The 16,020-nt window shown below is 64.9% G+C and carries 14 protein-coding genes and 1 pseudogene; 8 read left to right on the top strand and 7 right to left on the bottom strand.

From position 1 onward, the window contains the following. Positions 1-44 precede the first annotated feature (44 nt). From BRAD3257_RS02620 to BRAD3257_RS02610, 3 genes are all read right to left on the bottom strand, one after another. On the bottom strand, positions 45-944 hold the full coding sequence (locus tag BRAD3257_RS02620) for an EamA family transporter (protein ID WP_122400535.1): 900 nt from the start codon (positions 942-944) through the stop codon (positions 45-47). 176 nt (positions 945-1,120) lie between these two features. Next, positions 1,121-1,888 carry a bifunctional 2-polyprenyl-6-hydroxyphenol methylase/3-demethylubiquinol 3-O-methyltransferase UbiG gene (gene ubiG / locus BRAD3257_RS02615; RefSeq protein ID WP_162500077.1) on the bottom strand — a complete coding sequence of 256 codons (768 nt, stop codon included), beginning with the start codon at positions 1,886-1,888 and terminating at the stop codon, positions 1,121-1,123. 14 nt (positions 1,889-1,902) lie between these two features. Then, positions 1,903-2,370: a PH domain-containing protein gene (locus BRAD3257_RS02610; RefSeq protein WP_122400534.1), complete on the bottom strand. Its 468-nt coding sequence runs from the start codon at positions 2,368-2,370 to the stop codon at positions 1,903-1,905. 151 nt (positions 2,371-2,521) lie between these two features. Here BRAD3257_RS02610 and BRAD3257_RS02605 point away from each other — a divergent pair, with 151 nt between their 5' ends. From BRAD3257_RS02605 to BRAD3257_RS02585, 5 genes are all read left to right on the top strand, one after another. Further along, positions 2,522-3,778 (top strand): aspartate kinase, encoded by a 1,257-nt coding sequence (locus BRAD3257_RS02605; protein WP_122400533.1) that lies wholly within the window; start codon positions 2,522-2,524, stop codon positions 3,776-3,778. 376 nt (positions 3,779-4,154) lie between these two features. Next, complete coding sequence (ptsP, locus tag BRAD3257_RS02600) at positions 4,155-6,422, top strand: phosphoenolpyruvate--protein phosphotransferase (RefSeq protein WP_122400532.1); 2,268 nt, start codon at positions 4,155-4,157, stop codon at positions 6,420-6,422. 57 nt (positions 6,423-6,479) lie between these two features. Next, positions 6,480-7,565: a peptide chain release factor 1 gene (gene prfA / locus BRAD3257_RS02595; protein ID WP_122400531.1), complete on the top strand. Its 1,086-nt coding sequence runs from the start codon at positions 6,480-6,482 to the stop codon at positions 7,563-7,565. Positions 7,566-7,568: 3 nt separating this feature from the next. Beyond that, the gene (gene prmC, locus BRAD3257_RS02590; RefSeq protein ID WP_122400530.1) at positions 7,569-8,450 is read left to right on the top strand and encodes a peptide chain release factor N(5)-glutamine methyltransferase; all 882 of its coding nucleotides are present in this window, start codon (positions 7,569-7,571) and stop codon (positions 8,448-8,450) included. A gap of 462 nt (positions 8,451-8,912) precedes the next feature. Next, a complete protein-coding gene (locus BRAD3257_RS02585; RefSeq protein ID WP_122400529.1) occupies positions 8,913-9,677 on the top strand; it encodes a DUF4167 domain-containing protein in 765 nt (254 codons plus the stop codon). A 137-nt stretch (positions 9,678-9,814) separates the two neighbouring features. Here BRAD3257_RS02585 and BRAD3257_RS02580 read toward each other — a convergent pair whose 3' ends face one another. Beyond that, positions 9,815-10,561 (bottom strand): class I SAM-dependent methyltransferase, encoded by a 747-nt coding sequence (locus BRAD3257_RS02580; RefSeq protein ID WP_122400528.1) that lies wholly within the window; start codon positions 10,559-10,561, stop codon positions 9,815-9,817. A gap of 108 nt (positions 10,562-10,669) precedes the next feature. Here BRAD3257_RS02580 and gloB point away from each other — a divergent pair. Both gloB and BRAD3257_RS02570 read left to right on the top strand, forming a co-directional pair. Then, positions 10,670-11,436: pseudogene (gene gloB / locus BRAD3257_RS02575) on the top strand (hydroxyacylglutathione hydrolase). A 23-nt stretch (positions 11,437-11,459) separates the two neighbouring features. Next, complete coding sequence (locus BRAD3257_RS02570; protein ID WP_027577422.1) at positions 11,460-11,882, top strand: cupin domain-containing protein; 423 nt, start codon at positions 11,460-11,462, stop codon at positions 11,880-11,882. A 6-nt stretch (positions 11,883-11,888) separates the two neighbouring features. Here BRAD3257_RS02570 and yddG read toward each other — a convergent pair whose 3' ends face one another. The 3 genes from yddG to BRAD3257_RS02555 form a co-directional block, all read right to left on the bottom strand. Next, positions 11,889-12,758 carry an aromatic amino acid exporter YddG gene (yddG, locus tag BRAD3257_RS02565; RefSeq protein ID WP_122400527.1) on the bottom strand — a complete coding sequence of 290 codons (870 nt, stop codon included), beginning with the start codon at positions 12,756-12,758 and terminating at the stop codon, positions 11,889-11,891. Between the two features lie 188 nt (positions 12,759-12,946). Further along, on the bottom strand, positions 12,947-13,672 hold the full coding sequence (gene phbB, locus BRAD3257_RS02560; protein ID WP_122400526.1) for an acetoacetyl-CoA reductase: 726 nt from the start codon (positions 13,670-13,672) through the stop codon (positions 12,947-12,949). A 241-nt stretch (positions 13,673-13,913) separates the two neighbouring features. Continuing rightward, positions 13,914-15,092 (bottom strand): acetyl-CoA C-acetyltransferase, encoded by a 1,179-nt coding sequence (locus tag BRAD3257_RS02555; protein ID WP_122400525.1) that lies wholly within the window; start codon positions 15,090-15,092, stop codon positions 13,914-13,916. 312 nt (positions 15,093-15,404) lie between these two features. On the opposite strand from BRAD3257_RS02555, the gene phaR reads away from it, so the two are divergent. Next, a complete protein-coding gene (gene phaR / locus BRAD3257_RS02550; RefSeq protein ID WP_122400524.1) occupies positions 15,405-15,995 on the top strand; it encodes a polyhydroxyalkanoate synthesis repressor PhaR in 591 nt (196 codons plus the stop codon). The last annotated feature ends 25 nt before the right edge of the window (positions 15,996-16,020 follow it).

Genomic DNA, 16,020 nt, shown 5'->3' with positions numbered 1-16,020 from the left:
ACAAGCTAAAGCGCGATGACGATTCATCCAAATCGCATCGCGCTTTAGACGCCCACCAGCACCGCCACGCCGACCACGATCAGCGCGATGCCTGCAAGCTCGCGCGGCGCGATCGGCTGCTTGAACGAATAGTAGGCCACGCCTTGCGCGAACAGCACCTCGATCAAGGCGAGCGTGCGGACGTTGGCGGCGGCCGTCAGCGCGAACGCCAGGAACCAGAACTGCGAGGCGAAGGCGCCCGTGAAGCCCGCCAGCATCGACGGCCTCCACATGCCGAGGATTCCGCGCAACACGTCCGGCGCGCGCCAGAGCAGATAGATCGTCAGCACCAGCGTCTGCACGAACAGGCCGAGCACCAGCGTGAACGACGACGCCGTCACGAACGACACGTTCGGCACGGTGATGATAGCGCCGCGAAAACCGACCGCGGAGAGCGCGAAGGCCGCGGCCGCAACGAGGCCGGTGATGGTCGGCTTCAACTCCGCAAAGCTCTTCTCTCCGCCGGGCCGCAGCGCGGTGATGACGACACCGACGGTCGCGATCACGATCGCCAGCACCTTGAGCCAGGTCAGATGATCGCCGAGGAAGACGAAGCCGAAGATCGCGGTCTGGATCGCTTCGGTCTTGAGGTAAGCCGTGGTCACGACGAAGGAGCGGTCGTTCATCGCGAGCAGCATCAGGCCGGTCGCAACGATCTGGCTGAGCGCCCCGAGCAGCAGCCAAGGCCAGAACACGGCCGGCGGCATGCCGATATGATCGCCGGTCGCGACCAGCACCACGCCGAGGAACAGCAGCGAGAACGGGAAGCCGAACAGGAAGCGGATATTGGTCGCCCCCCAGGTCCCCAGCGGCTTCGTCAGCGACCGCTGCATCGCATTGCGCGCGACTTGGCCCAGCGCAGCAATGATCGTGAAGGGAATCCAGAGGCTGGCGATGGTGAGCATGGGGGGTGGAAAGGTTAGACAAACAGAGCGATTACCGTGACGGGAACAGACTCACTGGTCAACCGCATGGGTGTCATGGGTGCGATGCTCTCGCAACAAATTCGGTGTCGTCCCTGCGAACGCAGTGCGTTCGCAGGGACGACAGCGACTGTGGAGAAACAGATCGCGCCACAGCCTCACACCATCGCTTCCGCGACAACCATATAGTTCACGTCCATGTCGGACGAGAGGCTCCATTTATCGGCGAACGGTGAGTAGACGACGCCGGTCTGCTCGGTGATGACGAGGCGGTTGTCGAGCAGATATTTGGTCAGCTCGTCCGGCGTGACGAACTTGTTCCATTCGTGAGTGCCGCGCGGCAGCCAGCGCAGCACGTATTCGGCGCCGACGATGGCAAGGGCGAAGCTCTTCCAGTTGCGGTTCAGCGTCGAGACCACCATCAGGCCGTTCGGCTTCAGCATTGAGGCGCAGCGCTTCAGGAAGATGCCGACGTCGGTGACGTGCTCGACCACCTCCATCGCCAGCACGATGTCGAAGCGCTCGCGCGGGTCGATCTCCTCCACCGTGGTGCAGCGATAGTCGATCGCAAGATGGCTCTTGTCGGCGTGCAGCTTCGCCGCCGCGATGTTGCTCGCCGAAGGGTCGATGCCGATGACCTGAGCCCCCAGGCGCGAGAGCGGTTCGCAGAGCAGGCCGGCGCCGCAGCCGATGTCGAGCACGCGCAAGGACCCGAGGCAATTGAGGCTGCGGACGTTGCGCTCGAACTTGCGGCAGGCGGCGTCGCGGATATAGCCGAGCCGCAGCGGGTTGATCCGGTGCAGCGGCGCCATCTTGCCCTTGGGGTCCCACCACTCCGCCGAAAGTTTTGAGAATTTCGCGATCTCGGCCGCGTCGACGGTCGAGCCCGGCTGGGCGGAGAGGGAAGTATTTTGCTGCATGCTCATGGTTACGCGCGGTCCTACCGCGTGGTGATCGAACTACGGAAAGCGAGCGGCGAGGCGATCGTCTTGATCGTCTCGATCCCCTCGCCGACGCCGCGAATCGTCACGTCGCCGTAGTTGAGAATACGTCCAAGAATGGTCTGGTCGACGTCGACGCTCTCGACCTTGTCGAGCGCCATCTCGAAGGTTCGGCGCCTGATGAAGCCGGTCTTGTGCACGACCCTGAGGTTGGTGACGTCGGTCTCGGTGGTGAAGCGATGGAACCAGCCCTTGATGGTCCAGTACAGGGCCGCCAGAGCCACGAGACCGGAGGCAACGAGGCAAAGCAAAACCAGCCCCTCGGCGGTGGCCTGCCGCGACAGGATGAACAAAACCAGCGCCACGATCCAGGCCACGATGGCCGGAAAGTAGAAGATCCAGTGCGCATTGGTCGAATACAGCACCCGCTCGCCCGGTTGCAGGATCTCGTCGATATAGCGCGCCATGATCTCGGTTAACCCACTCCCCCGCACCCTGCCCCCGCAGGAACCCGCTTGCCCCGGGCCCCGCCGCTCTGTATACGCGCGGTCGGTGCCCGTGAGGCATGTCCGGTGCGGGTCACCATACTGATCCTTATGAAGGAATGCACGCGTCGTCATGAGCCGCCTCGTGATGAAATTCGGCGGCACGTCCGTCGCCAACATCGAACGTATCCGCAACGTCGCACGCCATGTGAAGCGTGAGGTCGATGCCGGCCATGAAGTGGCCGTGGTCGTCTCGGCGATGGCTGGCAAGACCAACGAGCTGGTGGCCTGGTGCACAGAGGCCTCGCCGATGCACGATGCGCGCGAATACGACGCCGTGGTCGCCTCGGGCGAACAGGTGACGTCCGGCCTTCTTGCCATCGTGCTCCAGGGCATGGGCATCCAGGCCCGCTCCTGGCAGGGCTGGCAGATCCCGATCAAGACCAGCGACGCCCATGCCTCGGCCCGGATCGAGGACATCGACGGCAGCGAGATCATCAAGCGTTTCAAGGAGCGCAAGGAGGTCGCGGTCATCGCCGGCTTCCAGGGCATCACCCCCGAGACGGGTCGCATCACCACGCTCGGCCGCGGCGGCTCCGACACCTCGGCCGTGGCGATCGCCGCCGCCGTCAAGGCGGACCGTTGCGACATCTACACCGACGTCGACGGGGTCTACACCACCGACCCGCGAATCGTGCCGAAGGCCAAGAGGCTCGACAAGATCGCGTTCGAAGACATGCTGGAACTGGCCTCGCAGGGCGCCAAAGTGCTCCAGGTCCGCTCCGTGGAACTCGGCATGGTCCACAACATGCCGATCTTCGTCCGCTCGAGCTTCGACAAGCCCGAGGATATCGACCCGCATGCCAACCAGCCGCCCGGCACGCTGATCTGCAGCGAGGAGGAGATCATGGAAAGCCACGTCGTCACCGGCATCGCCTTTTCGAAGGACGAGGCCCAGATCTCGGTGCGCCACATCGAGGACAAGCCTGGCGTTGCGGCCTCGATCTTCGGCCCCCTGGCGGAGGCCAACATCAACGTCGACATGATCGTGCAAAATGTTTCCGAGGACGGCAAGACCACCGACCTCACCTTCACGGTGCCGGCGGCCGACTACACCCGCGCCAAGGAGACGATTACCGCGGCCAAGGCCAAGATCGGCTATGCACGGCTCGATACCGCCACCGACGTCGCCAAGATCTCGGTGATCGGCAGCGGCATGCGCAGCCATGCCGGCGTCGCCGCCCAGGCGTTCTCGGCCCTTGCGGGGCGGAACATCAACATCCGGGCCATTACAACCTCCGAGATCAAATTCTCGGTCTTGATCGACACCGCCTATACCGAGCTTGCGGTGCGCACCCTGCACACGCTCTACGGCCTCGACCAGGCCTAAAGCACGACCCGTCGTCGCGCTTCAGATCGTCGTTTGAGCATGGTCTTTCCGGAAAACCGCTCCGCACTTTTCCGGACCATGCCTGGGCTAATTTTCTCTTAGCGGTCGCAGCAAACGCTGGGGTGTACACACCTTCGCGTTTGGCAGGCGTTTTGCTTGGCAAAACAAGCCTCAATTCGCTATACGGCGGACAGGGTGGGCTGCCGCAGACTGTGTCCCAGTTCAGGCGGCGCTGATTCGGTACAAGTGCCAAATCTCGAGTAGATTTTTGGGCTTGTGCCTGCGCCGGACAAACAATTTGGTTGTTTTTCTGGAATTTTGGGCCAGCCGCCGGCCGATATCGCCGGGTCCGGCAGACGGAGGAGATTGACGGTTCATGCGGAGCGCGTCGGGAGGTCCCCGCGTCTTGTTGAGACGGCTCCGCGAAACCATGGCGGAGCAGGTCTCGGCCCAGGAGCGGCTGGACAAGATCGTGGTGCTGATCGCCGCCAACATGGTGGCCGAGGTGTGTTCGGTCTACGTGCTGCGCGTCGACAACACGCTCGAGCTCTACGCCACTGAAGGCCTCAACCGCGAGGCGGTGCACCACACCGTGCTCAGCGCCCATGAGGGCCTCGTCGGCCTCGTCGCCAGCGAGGCGACGCCGCTCAACCTCAGCGATGCGCAGAGCCACCCGGCCTTCTCGTTCCGCCCCGAAACCGGCGAAGAAATTTATCACTCCTTCCTCGGCGTGCCGATCCTGCGCGCCGGCAACACGCTCGGCGTGCTGGTGGTGCAGAATCGCGCCAAGCGCAACTATGTCGAGGAGGAACTCGAGGCGCTGCAAACCACCGCCATGGTGCTGGCGGAGCTGATCGCCTCGGGCGAGCTGTCGGCGCTCGCCAAGCCCGGCCTGGAGCCGGCCGCACGCCATTCCGCGCAGAAGGTCGGCGCCATCCTCTCGGAAGGCATCGCGCTCGGCCACGTCGTGCTGCACGAGCCGCGCGTCGTCATCAAGGACTACATCGCCGAGGACCTGCCGAAGGAGATCAAGCGGCTCGACAGCGCACTGGCCAAGCTGCGCGCCGATCTCGACCGCATGCTGGAGCGCGGCGACGTCGCCGACGGCGGCGAGCATCGCGACGTGCTGGAAGCCTACCGCATGTTCGCCAACGACCAGGGCTGGTCGCACAAGCTGCACGAGGCGGTCGCCACCGGCCTCACGGCGGAGGCCGCCGTCGAGCGTGTGCAGTCCGACACCCGCGCGCGCATGCTGCGCTCGACCGATCCCTATCTGCGCGACCGCCTGCACGATCTCGAGGATCTCGGCTACCGCCTGATGCGACAGCTCGTCGGCCAGGATCATGCGCCTTCACGCGAGCAACTGCCCGACAACGCCATCGTCATCGCCCGCGCCATGGGCCCGGCGGCGCTGCTCGATTACGACCGCAAGCGCCTGCGCGGCATCGTGCTGGAGGAAGGCACCGCCAATTCCCACGTCTCGATCGTGGCACGTGCGCTCGGCATTCCCGCCGTCGGCGAAGTCCCGAACGCCCCCGGCATCGCCGATCCCGGCGACCCCATCATCGTCGACGGCACCTCCGGCACGATCTATGTGCGCCCGTCGCAGGAGATCGAGGCCGCCTTCGCCGAGCGCGTGCGCTTCCGGGCCCGCCGCCAGGCACAGTATCTGGCGCTGCGCGACCGGCCCTGCGTCACCAAGGACGGCCAGAAGGTCGAGCTGATGATCAACGCAGGGTTGGCCATCGACCTGCCGCATATCGAGGACACCGGCAGCGCCGGCATCGGCCTGTTCCGCACCGAGCTGCAATTCATGGTCGGCCAGAGCCTGCCGCGCACCAGCGACCAGCTCGCGCTCTATCGCACCGTTCTGGATGCCGCCGGCAGCAAGCCGGTCACGTTCCGCACCCTCGATATCGGCGGCGACAAGGCGCTGCCCTATATGGAAGCGGTGATCGAAGAAAATCCCGCGCTCGGCTGGCGCGCGATCCGGCTCGGGCTCGATCGCCCCGGCCTGTTGCGCGGCCAGATCCGCGCGCTGCTGCGCGCCGGCGGCGGCCGCGCGCTGCGCATCATGTTCCCGATGATCTCGGAGGTCGCCGAATTCGACGCAGCCAAGGCGCTGGTCGAGCGCGAGCTCACTTACTTGCGCCAGCACGGCCACACGCTGCCTGAAAGAATCGATATCGGCACCATGGTCGAGGTGCCGGCTCTGCTCTATCAGCTCGACGAGCTCCTGAAGAAGGTCGATTTCATCTCGGTCGGTTCCAACGACCTGTTCCAGTTCCTGTTCGCGGTCGACCGCGGCAATGCCAAGGTGTCCGAACGCTTCGACACCATGTCGGCGCCGATCCTGCGCGCGCTGCGCGACATCGCACGCAAGGCGCACGCGGCGCAGAAGTCGCTGTCGCTCTGCGGCGAGATGGCGTCCAAGCCGATCGGCGCGCTGGCGCTGATCGCGCTGGGCTACCGCTCGCTGTCGCTTTCGGCGACTGCGCTCGGCCCGGTCAAGGCGATGGTGCTCGACCTCGACGCCAAGAAGGCCGAAGCCATACTCAACCCTCTGCTGGATGCGCCGGCGGGCAGCGTCTCGATCCGGCAGAAGCTGACGGAATTTGCGGAGGCCGAGGGCCTTGCGTTGTAGCGGACCTGCCGCTGCTCCCTGCTGCCTCGCCTTCTTCCGCCCTTTGAGACCGAACCGATGTCGTCACTCCCCGAAGCAAAACTGGACGTCCTGCTCGCGCATCACGCCTCGCTCGAGGCCGAATCGCTCGGGCAGCTCACCTCCGAGCGATATGTGCAGATCACGCGCGAGCTCGCCGAGATCACGCCGCTGGTCGAGGCGGTGAAAGCCTATCGTTCCGCGGTCAAGGAGCTCGCCGACGCCGAGGCGCTGATCGCCGATCCCGCCACCGATGCCGAGATGCGGAGCATGGCGGAAGCCGAGCGCGACGAGCTGACGCCCAGAATCGAGGAACTGGTCCAGAAGATCCGCGTCGCGCTCTTGCCCAAGGACGCCATGGACGACCGCAACGTGGTGCTGGAAATCCGCGCCGGCACCGGCGGCGACGAGGCCTCGCTGTTCGCCGGCGACCTGTTCCGGATGTACGAGCGCTTCGCGGCCTTGCAGGGCTGGAAGGTGGAGGTGATCTCGGCGAGCGAAGGCACGGTCGGCGGCTACAAGGAAATCATCGCGGAGGTGCAGGGCCGCGGCGCGTTCTCGAAGCTGAAATTCGAATCCGGCGTGCACCGCGTGCAGCGCGTGCCCGACACCGAGACGCAGGGGCGCATCCACACCTCGGCAGCGACCGTGGCCGTGCTGCCGGAGGTCGAAGACGTCGACGTCGACATCAAGAACGAGGATCTGCGGATCGAGACCATGCGCGCGCAAGGCGCGGGCGGTCAGCACGTCAACAAGACCGAATCGGCGATCCGCATCACCCACATCCCGACCGGCATCGTGGTGATGATGCAGGACAGCCGCTCGCAGCACAAGAACCGCGCCTCGGCCATGAACATCCTGCGCTCACGCATCTACGACGCCGAGCGCCAGCGTGTCGACGCCGCACGCTCGGCCGAGCGCAAGGAGAAGGTCGGCTCCGGCGACCGCTCCGAGCGCATCCGCACCTATAATTTCCCGCAAGGGCGCGTCACCGACCATCGCATCAACCTGACGCTCTACAAGCTGCCGCAGGTGATCGCGGGTGAAGCGCTGGGCGAATTGATCGACGCATTGACGACAGAGCACCAGGCCGCACAGCTCGCTGCGCAGGGCGCGGCGGCCTGAAGCGTGAGCAACCCTTTCGCCGGACAATCCATCGAGCGCGCCCGGCGTACGCTGGCTGCGCAGCTGAAATCGGCACAGCTCGACGAAGCCGAGCTCGACGCCCGCACCCTGATCAGTGCGGCGCTCGGCCTCGACCTCACCGGTCTGGCCACGCAGGCGGCCCGTCCTCTCACCGCAGCCGAAGCATCGCGGCTGGCGCAGCATGCGCAGCGCCGCATCGCTGGCGAGCCTGTGGCGCGCATTCTCGGGACACGCGAATTCTGGGGCCTGCCCTTCCGCCTGTCGGAAGCAACCCTGGTTCCGCGGCCCGACACCGAAACCGTGGTCGAGCTTGCGCTCGAAATCTTTCGCGAGCGGCAGGCGTCCCATCCGCCCCGCATCGCCGACATCGGCACCGGATCGGGCGCGATCCTGCTCGCGCTGCTGCACGAAATTCCGGATGCTTTCGGCGTCGGCACCGACCTCAGCCTGAACGCGCTCAAAACGGCCAGGAACAATGCCGCGGCGCTCGGCCTCGCCGACCGCGCCGCCTTCGTCGCCTGCTCCTATGCGGCGGCGCTCCGCGGCCCGTTCGATCTCATCGTCTCGAACCCGCCCTATATTCCCTCGGGCGAGATTCCGAAATTGAGCATCGAGGTGCGCGAGCATGATCCGCATCTGGCGCTCGACGGCGGCAATGACGGATATGACGCCTACCGCGCCCTGATCCCGCAGGCGGCCGAGCGCCTCGCCCCCGGCGGGGCGCTGATCGTCGAGGCCGGACAGGGCCAGGCCCAAAATATTGAAACCTTGATGAGGGGCGCCGCGTTATCGCTGGACAGGCCACCCAAGGCCGACTTGGCAGGCATTCCACGGGCGGTTTCGGCCCGAAAAATGCCCCCATAAAAGCCGGTTTGGGCTGCAAAAACCTCTTGGAATATCGCCTGGGAACGACTACGTTCCGTTCAACACATCGGTGCCGGCCCCGTAGACCTACGGGCGAAAGCCGGGCTCTCGGGCGAGAGCTTTACTGATTTAAAGGTTCCAAGCCGCAGGTCCTGTTGAGCGCGATGGCCAGTGGAGCTGCGCTGCTCTCCGACCGCAACGTGAACGAAAGCCAGATATTGCGCTTGAAGACTGACGCAAGAAAGCTGGGCTTGTTTCGGCAAGCGAAATGAATGGGTTCGCTGGCAATGAATGCTGGCGAGTGGGGAACGCGTCTTTGTTGAACGCGACGGTCGACGAACATCGGCAGGGTTCGATCCGCTTTTGCGCGCGGTGCGCGCGAGAGGTGTGAGCCGCTGGCACCAGGTCACTCCTAGCAATCAGTATGCGTGCAATCTTTAGGGCTGGAATTAAAGGCAGGACATGAGAAACGGTCAAAACAAGCAGCGGATGCGCAACCGCAACAACAATAACAACAACCGACGCGGCCAGAACCCGATGACCCGGGTCTACGAATCCAACGGACCCGACATCAAGATTCGCGGCACCGCTTCGCACATCGCCGAAAAGTATCTCCAGCTTGCGCGTGACGCGCGCTCTTCCGGCGACCCCGTTGCAGCCGAGAACTACTACCAGCACGCCGAGCATTATTTCCGCCTGATCGCGGCGGCCCAGGAGCAGTTCCGCCAGAACCAGCAACCGCGCGGCGATGAGCCCATCAGCAGCAGCGACGACGGCGAGGACGACGGCGAGAATTTCTCGGCCTTCGGCCAGGAGCCGGGTTTCGTCCCGCAGCCCCAGCAGCAGCCCTTCATGCGCGACCGCGATGGCCAGCGCGATCACCACCAGCGTGATCACCAGCCGCGAGACAACCAGCAGCCCTACCAGCGTGACAACCAGCAGCCGCGCGAGCACCGCGAACGCGACCATCGTCCGCAGCCGCAATATCAGCCGCAGCCGCAGCCCGCGAACCAGCCGCAGCCCGTCATCGCCGATGCCGGCGGTGTCGACCGCCTGCCGTCCTTCATCACCGGCGCGCAGCCGCAGGTGAACGGCGGCCAGGGCGGCTTCGAGGGCGGCGGTGGCGGCGAGCGTTATCCGCGCCGGCGGCGCCGGCCGCATGGGCCGCGTCCCGAGCGCGAAGCGGCTCCCGCCGCGTCCAGCGACGAGGTCGCCCCGGGCGAGTAAGCTCCTTCTGATTTTCTGATCTGGATCGTCCCGGCCTCGCCGGGACGATTTGTTTGTGACGATGTGCGTTGGTTGAATCTATGGGAACGCACGGGCACGGATCACCCGTCCCGTCAGGCCCGTAAGGAGAGGTGAAGCTAACTCCGCGTCACCGTCGTCGAGGACGGCACCAGCACCGGCTTCGCGAGCGAGGGAATGAGCCGTACGCGCTCGCGCTTGGCGGGGATCGCGCGGTAGACCTGCTTGGTCGCCTCCACGATATGGACGCCGGCAAAGGGCAGCGACAACGCCGCACCGGCACGCTCCCACATCTGCGCCGATTTCAACACCCAGCCGCCGGCATAAGGCGGCATGAACAGTGCCTCGCCCCAGGCGGTCGGCGTGAACCAGGTCTGGCGCAAGAGCTCGGTGATCTGCGAGCGCGAATAGGGCCGGCCGTGGCCGAACGGCGTGCTGTCGGTGCGGGTCCAAACCCCCCGCCGGTTCGGGATCACGGCGATGACGCGCCCCGAGGGCGCCAGCACCCGCCACACTTCGCGCAGCAGCGCAGCCGGATCGTCCGACATCTCCAGCGCGTGGACCAGCAGGATGCGGTCGACGGCAGCGTCAGGAAGCGGCAGCGAGAACTCATCCACCAACGAGGCCAGCGCCGGCCGGCCCGTCGGCCATTTCAGGACGCCCTGGGCCGCCGGCATGAAGGCGATGCACCGCTCGGCGTCCTCGCGGAACAACCCCAGATAGGGCGTCGGATAGCCGATGCCGAGCACGCGCTGGCCCGCGGCGTTGGGCCAGCGTTCCCTGATGCCGCGATTGATCATTTGCCGCGCCACGATCCCGAGGCGGCGGGAGTAGAACTCGCGGAGGTCGACGACGTCGATGGTCATGACGGCAATGTAACATGCGCGAGGGCGCCGCTGCGCGCGGAATATTGCATTGCCTGCGCAACGTTAACGCCATATTTGTCTGCCGGGGCTGGGCGCGATGGAGATGACATGGCCGCCGAAATTCGTACTTTCACCTGTTTAAACGACAATTTCGGTTATCTGATCCACGATGTGGAAACCAAAGCGACGGCATCGATCGACGCGCCGGAGGCCGGTCCCATCCTCGAGGCCCTGGAGCGCGAGGGCTGGCAGCTGACCGACATCCTGATCACCCATCATCATGGCGATCATGTCGGGGGGTTGCCGAACTCAAGCAGAGATACAATTGCCGCGTCGTCGCACCGCACGACAAGACGACGAAGATTGCGAATGTCGACCTGCGCGTCGCCAATGCCGACGTGATCAAGATCGGCAATTTGCTGGCGCGTGTCGTGGAGACGCCCGGCCACACGCTCGACCATATCTCCTACGTGTTCGACAATGAGAAGGCGGTGTTCGCCGCCGATACGCTGTTCTCGATCGGATGCGGCCGCGTCTTCGAGGGCACCTATCCGATGATGTGGGATTCGCTCCTGAAGCTGCGCGCCCTGCCCGACGACTTCAAGCTCTATTGCGGCCACGAATACACGGCGTCCAACGTCAAGTTCGCTCTCACCATCGAGCCGGACAATGCGGCGCTGCAGGCGCGCGCCGCGGAGGTGACGAAGCTCCGGGCCGAGAACAAGCCGACCATTCCCTCGCTGCTGGGTGACGAGAAGCGCGCAAACGTGTTCCTGCGCGCCGATGAGCCGGCGGTCGCGGCCAAGCTGCACATGAAGGGCGCGGATCCCGCCGCAGTGTTCGGCGAACTCCGCGAGCGCAAGAACAAGTCCTGAAGAACAAATCCTGGCGGGCATCGATGCCGACCGCAGCCGAGATCATCGCGCGCCTCGAACTCCGGCCGCATCCCGAAGGCGGGCACTACCGCGAAACGTTTCGCGATCAAGCCACGGACGCCAACGGGCGTTCGCGCTCGACCCTGATCTACTTCCTGCTCGCGCGCGGCGAGCGTTCGCACTGGCATCGCGTCGATGCGGTCGAGACCTGGCACTATTACGCCGGCAGTCCCTTGATGCTGCGCATCGCCCATGACGGCTGCTCGCAGCACGAGGTACGGCTCGGCACCGACCTCGTCAGCGGCGAGCGGCCGCAGGCCATCGTGCCGGCGAATGCCTGGCAGATGGCGGAAACCACGGGCGAATGGACGCTGGTCGGCTGCACCGTGGCGCCCGCGTTCGAGTTCGCAGGCTTCGAGCTCGCGCCGGCGGGCTGGGAACCGTAGTGATTTTCACCTCTTCCGCAGCACCATGTCCTTCGCCGCGATCAGGCCGCCGCCGGCAATCAGGATCGCAGCAATCGCGATGTTGGTGCTGGCCTTGGCAAAACCGGCAGCGATGAGGAATCCGGTCGAGAGCAGCGGCGTCGCGTAGGAGGCGGCGCCGAGCACGCGGATGTCGCCGCGCTTCATGCCGATGTCCCAGGCGTAGAACGCGGCACCGACGGGGCCGATGCCGAGTGCGATGACCGAGAGCCATTGCACCGTGGTCTCCGGCCAGACCGTGGTTTCAAGCAGGCCATGCATCAGCGCGGCCAGTATGGCCGTGGCGAGACAGAAGCCCGCGACGGCATCGGTCGGCACCGCCTTCAATCGACGGGATAGCACCGAATAGCTTGCCCAGACGAAAGCGGCGATGAAGGCCGCGATCAATCCCGGCACCGCGCCCGGCGCGAAGCCGGAGGTGTTGCCGGCGAACAGCAGCACGGTGCCGACGAGGCCGAGCACGGCGCCGATGATGTGATGCGCGGCCAGCCGCTCACCGGGCAGGAATGACGAGAACAGCACGATCAATAGCGGCCACAGATAATTCAGAAGGCCGGCTTCGGCCGGCGGGGCGAAGCGCAGCGCGAGAAAATACAGCGCGTGATAGCCGAACAGGCCACCGACGCCGACGACCCAGACCACGAGCGGCTGCTTAAGGCTTTTCGCCGCCTCGCGCCGTCCGATCCAGGTGAGCAGGCCGACGACACCGCCAATCGCGAAGGTCATCGCAGCGAGCTGAAACGCCGGGATCTTTCCCGTCGCCACCGTCATCACTGAGAGCAGCGACCACATCAGGATCGCGGTCAATCCGATCAGCGTGGCAGTGCGGGGAGTCATTCGAGGGAGCCCTTGTCATTCCGGGATGGCGCATAGCGCCAGACCCGGAATCTCGAGATTCTCAGGTGCGCAATTGCGCACCATAGTTCGCCGCTGTCGCGGCGCGCCCCCGAATGACAGGGCATGATGCCCAGGACAAGCCCGGGCATGACGATGTTGCGAATATCAGCCCACGTGATGCGATCGCATCACACCATGTACTGGCCGCCGTTGACCGTCAGCGTCGAGCCGGTGATGAAGCCGGACTCGTCGGCCGCGAGGAACACGACCGCGCGCGCAATCTCCTCGGGCTCGCCGAGCCGGCTGGCCGGGATCTGCGGGATCACGCTCTTCTCCAGCACGTCCTTCGGCACCGCCTGCACCATTTCGGTGTTGATGTAGCCGGGGCAGATCGCATTGACGGTGATGCCGCCCTTGGCGTTCTCGAGCGCGAGCGCCTTGGTGAAGCCGATGTCACCGGCTTTCGCGGCGGAATAGTTGACCTGGCCGAACTGCCCCTTCTGGCCGTTGATCGACGAGATCGAGATGATGCGGCCGAACTTGCGCGCGCGCATGCCCTCGATGACTTGGCGCGTCATGTTGAACAGCGAGCCGAGATTGGTGTTGATGACCGCGTTCCACTGCTCGAGCGTCATCTTGTGGAAGGCGGTGTCGCGGGTGATGCCGGCATTGTTGACGAGCACCTCGATCGGCCCGAGATCGGCCTCGACCTTCTTCACGCCCTCGGCGCAGGCGTCGAAACTGCTGACGTCCCATTTGTAGACGGCGATGCCGGTCTCGGCCTTGAATTTCTCCGCCGCCGCATCGTTCCCGGCATAGCTTGCCGCGACCTTGTAGCCGGCCGCCTTCAGCGCCTTGCTGATCGCCGCTCCGATGCCTCGCGTACCACCCGTCACCAGTGCAACACGTGCCATGTCGTATTCCTTCCCTTGGACTCTTCAGACGTTTCTGACGTGATCGTTTTTAACAGCGGATTATGCGGGACGTTTGACGGACATCAAGAACAAAACGCCCGGCGTGAGCCGGGCGTTTCTCTTTAGTCGAGGCTTGCGTGGTTGCGAAGAATATTTGATTTGCAACCGCTGCCTTTTTAGTCGCGTGCAACGCACGCGCTGACGTGTGCGGCGCACGCGTCAGCTGCGTGTCGGGTCGTCGTCAGTCGCGCGCCACACACATGGCGATGCCCATGCCGCCGCCGATGCACAGCGTGGCCAGGCCCTTCTTCGAATCGCGCTTCTGCATTTCGTGCAGCAGCGTCACCAGCACGCGTGCGCCGGACGCGCCGACCGGATGGCCGATCGCGATCGCGCCGCCGTTGACGTTGACCTTCGAGGTATCCCAGCCGAGGTCCTTGTTGACGGCGCAGGCCTGTGCCGCAAAGGCCTCGTTGGCCTCGACCAGGTCGAGATCGCCGACATTCCAGCCGGCCTTCTTCAGCGCGGCGCGCGAGGCCGGGATCGGGCCCGAGCCCATGATCTTCGGATCGACGCCGGCCTGCGCCCAAGACACGATGCGCGCGAGCGGCTTCTTGCCTTCCTTGGCCGCCTGCTTGGCCGTCATCAGCACCACGGCGGCAGCGCCGTCATTGATGCCGGAGGCCGAGCCCGCGGTGACCGTTCCGTCCTTCTCGAAAGCCGGCTTGAGCTTCGCCATCGCCTCCAGCGTGGCGCCGTGGCGCGGATATTCGTCGGCGCTGACGACGACGTCGCCCTTGCGGGTCTTGATGGTGACGGGAACGATCTCGTCGTTGAACTTGCCGGCCTTCTGCGCGGCCTCGGCCTTCTGCTGCGAGGCGACCGCGAACTCGTCCTGCTGGGCGCGGGTGATCTGCCATTGGCGCGCGACGTTCTCGGCGGTGTTGCCCATGTGATAGCCGTTGAAGGCATCCCACAGGCCGTCCTTGATCATGGTGTCGACCAATTCGAGACCGCCCATCTTGACGCCACCGCGCAGGTGCTGGGCGTGCGGGGCCATGCTCATGGACTCCTGACCGCCGGCGACCACGATCTCGGAATCGCCGTTGAGCAGCGCCTGGTAGCCGAGCGCGACCGTGCGCAGGCCCGAGCCGCAAAGCTGGTTGACGCCCCAGGCCGGGCTCTCCACCGGAATTCCGGCGGCGATCGAAGCCTGGCGGGCGGGGTTCTGGCCCTGGGCGGCGGTCAGGATCTGACCCATGATGACTTCGGAGACCCGGCCGGGCTCGATGCCCGCGCGCTCCAGCGCGGCCTTGATGGCGACGGCGCCGAGATCGTGGGCGGGAAGGGTCGCGAAGGCTCCGTTGAAGCTTCCGACCGGGGTGCGGGCGGCGCTGACGATGACGACATCGTCTGACATGGGCATCTCCTGGGGCTTGAGGTTCTTGTAAAGGGGGCAGGCGGGCTGGAAAAGCAATCGCCAGTCTGTCAGCCATCCTGTTAACGTCGTTGAGGCATGTCAATCGGCCGGGCACCGAATTCATACCGCAGCGCATTCAAAACAGCGTTCTTGGCGCTTTCGCAAGCAAGATTTTGCCCTGCAATTAACCGTGCCGCACAAAACGGTAGCGTGAGCCCTTTGAAAATGCTTATTTTGTTGCGTTGCGTACTCTTCCCGCCCTGCGGCATTGCCCGACAGGTTCCCGTTCTCCGCGCTTGCAAGTGAGAGCCCATGGCGAAATCAGACCAACCCACCACAATCAAGAAATACGCGAACCGCCGGCTCTATAACACCGGGACGAGTACCTATGTAACGCTGGAAGACCTCGCCGCCATGGTCAAGGACGGAGAGGATTTCCTGGTCTATGACGCCAAGACCGGCGACGACATCACCCGCTCTGTGCTCGCCCAGATCATTTTCGAGCAGGAGAACAAGGCCGGCCAGAACCTGCTGCCGACCACCTTCCTCCGCCAGCTGATCCGCTTCTATGGCGACAGCATGCAGATGGTGGTGCCGAAATATCTGGAGCAGTCGATCGCGACTCTGACCCAGGAGCAAGAGAAGTTCCGCAAGCAGATTGCCAACACGCTGTCCGGCACTCCTTTTGCTCCGCTGGAGGAGCAAGTCCGCCGCAACATGGAGCTGTTCCAGCAGACCTTCTCGATGTTCAAGCCGTTCGCAGCGCCCCGTCCGGCCGCCACTCCCGAGCCGGAGCCCGATGCGAATGCCGAGGCACCGAAGGACAGCAATATCGACGAGCTGCGCCAGCAGATGAAGGAAATGCAGGATCGTCTCGAGCGGATGTCGAAGAAGGACGAGTAGTCTTTTATTCGCGCCGCCCGCGCAC

This window comes from Bradyrhizobium vignae, assembly GCF_900324035.1.
Lineage (GTDB): Bacteria > Pseudomonadota > Alphaproteobacteria > Rhizobiales > Xanthobacteraceae > Bradyrhizobium > Bradyrhizobium vignae.
The sequence above is the reverse complement of the archived record's forward strand: the minus strand, read 5'-3'. Positions and strand labels throughout refer to the sequence as shown.

Coding starts and splice junctions, on each gene's coding strand:
- phbB (WP_122400526.1), bottom strand. CDS start 13,672: ATGGCACGTGTTGCACTGGTGACGGGTGGTACGCGAGGCATCGGAGCG.
- ptsP (WP_122400532.1), top strand. CDS start 4,155: ATGCGGAGCGCGTCGGGAGGTCCCCGCGTCTTGTTGAGACGGCTCCGC.
- prfA (WP_122400531.1), top strand. CDS start 6,480: ATGTCGTCACTCCCCGAAGCAAAACTGGACGTCCTGCTCGCGCATCAC.
- BRAD3257_RS02620 (WP_122400535.1), bottom strand. CDS start 944: ATGCTCACCATCGCCAGCCTCTGGATTCCCTTCACGATCATTGCTGCG.
- phaR (WP_122400524.1), top strand. CDS start 15,405: ATGGCGAAATCAGACCAACCCACCACAATCAAGAAATACGCGAACCGC.
- BRAD3257_RS02570 (WP_027577422.1), top strand. CDS start 11,460: ATGCCGACCGCAGCCGAGATCATCGCGCGCCTCGAACTCCGGCCGCAT.
- BRAD3257_RS02610 (WP_122400534.1), bottom strand. CDS start 2,370: ATGGCGCGCTATATCGACGAGATCCTGCAACCGGGCGAGCGGGTGCTG.
- ubiG (WP_162500077.1), bottom strand. CDS start 1,888: ATGAGCATGCAGCAAAATACTTCCCTCTCCGCCCAGCCGGGCTCGACC.
- BRAD3257_RS02605 (WP_122400533.1), top strand. CDS start 2,522: ATGAGCCGCCTCGTGATGAAATTCGGCGGCACGTCCGTCGCCAACATC.
- BRAD3257_RS02585 (WP_122400529.1), top strand. CDS start 8,913: ATGAGAAACGGTCAAAACAAGCAGCGGATGCGCAACCGCAACAACAAT.
- BRAD3257_RS02580 (WP_122400528.1), bottom strand. CDS start 10,561: ATGACCATCGACGTCGTCGACCTCCGCGAGTTCTACTCCCGCCGCCTC.
- BRAD3257_RS02555 (WP_122400525.1), bottom strand. CDS start 15,092: ATGTCAGACGATGTCGTCATCGTCAGCGCCGCCCGCACCCCGGTCGGA.
- yddG (WP_122400527.1), bottom strand. CDS start 12,758: ATGACTCCCCGCACTGCCACGCTGATCGGATTGACCGCGATCCTGATG.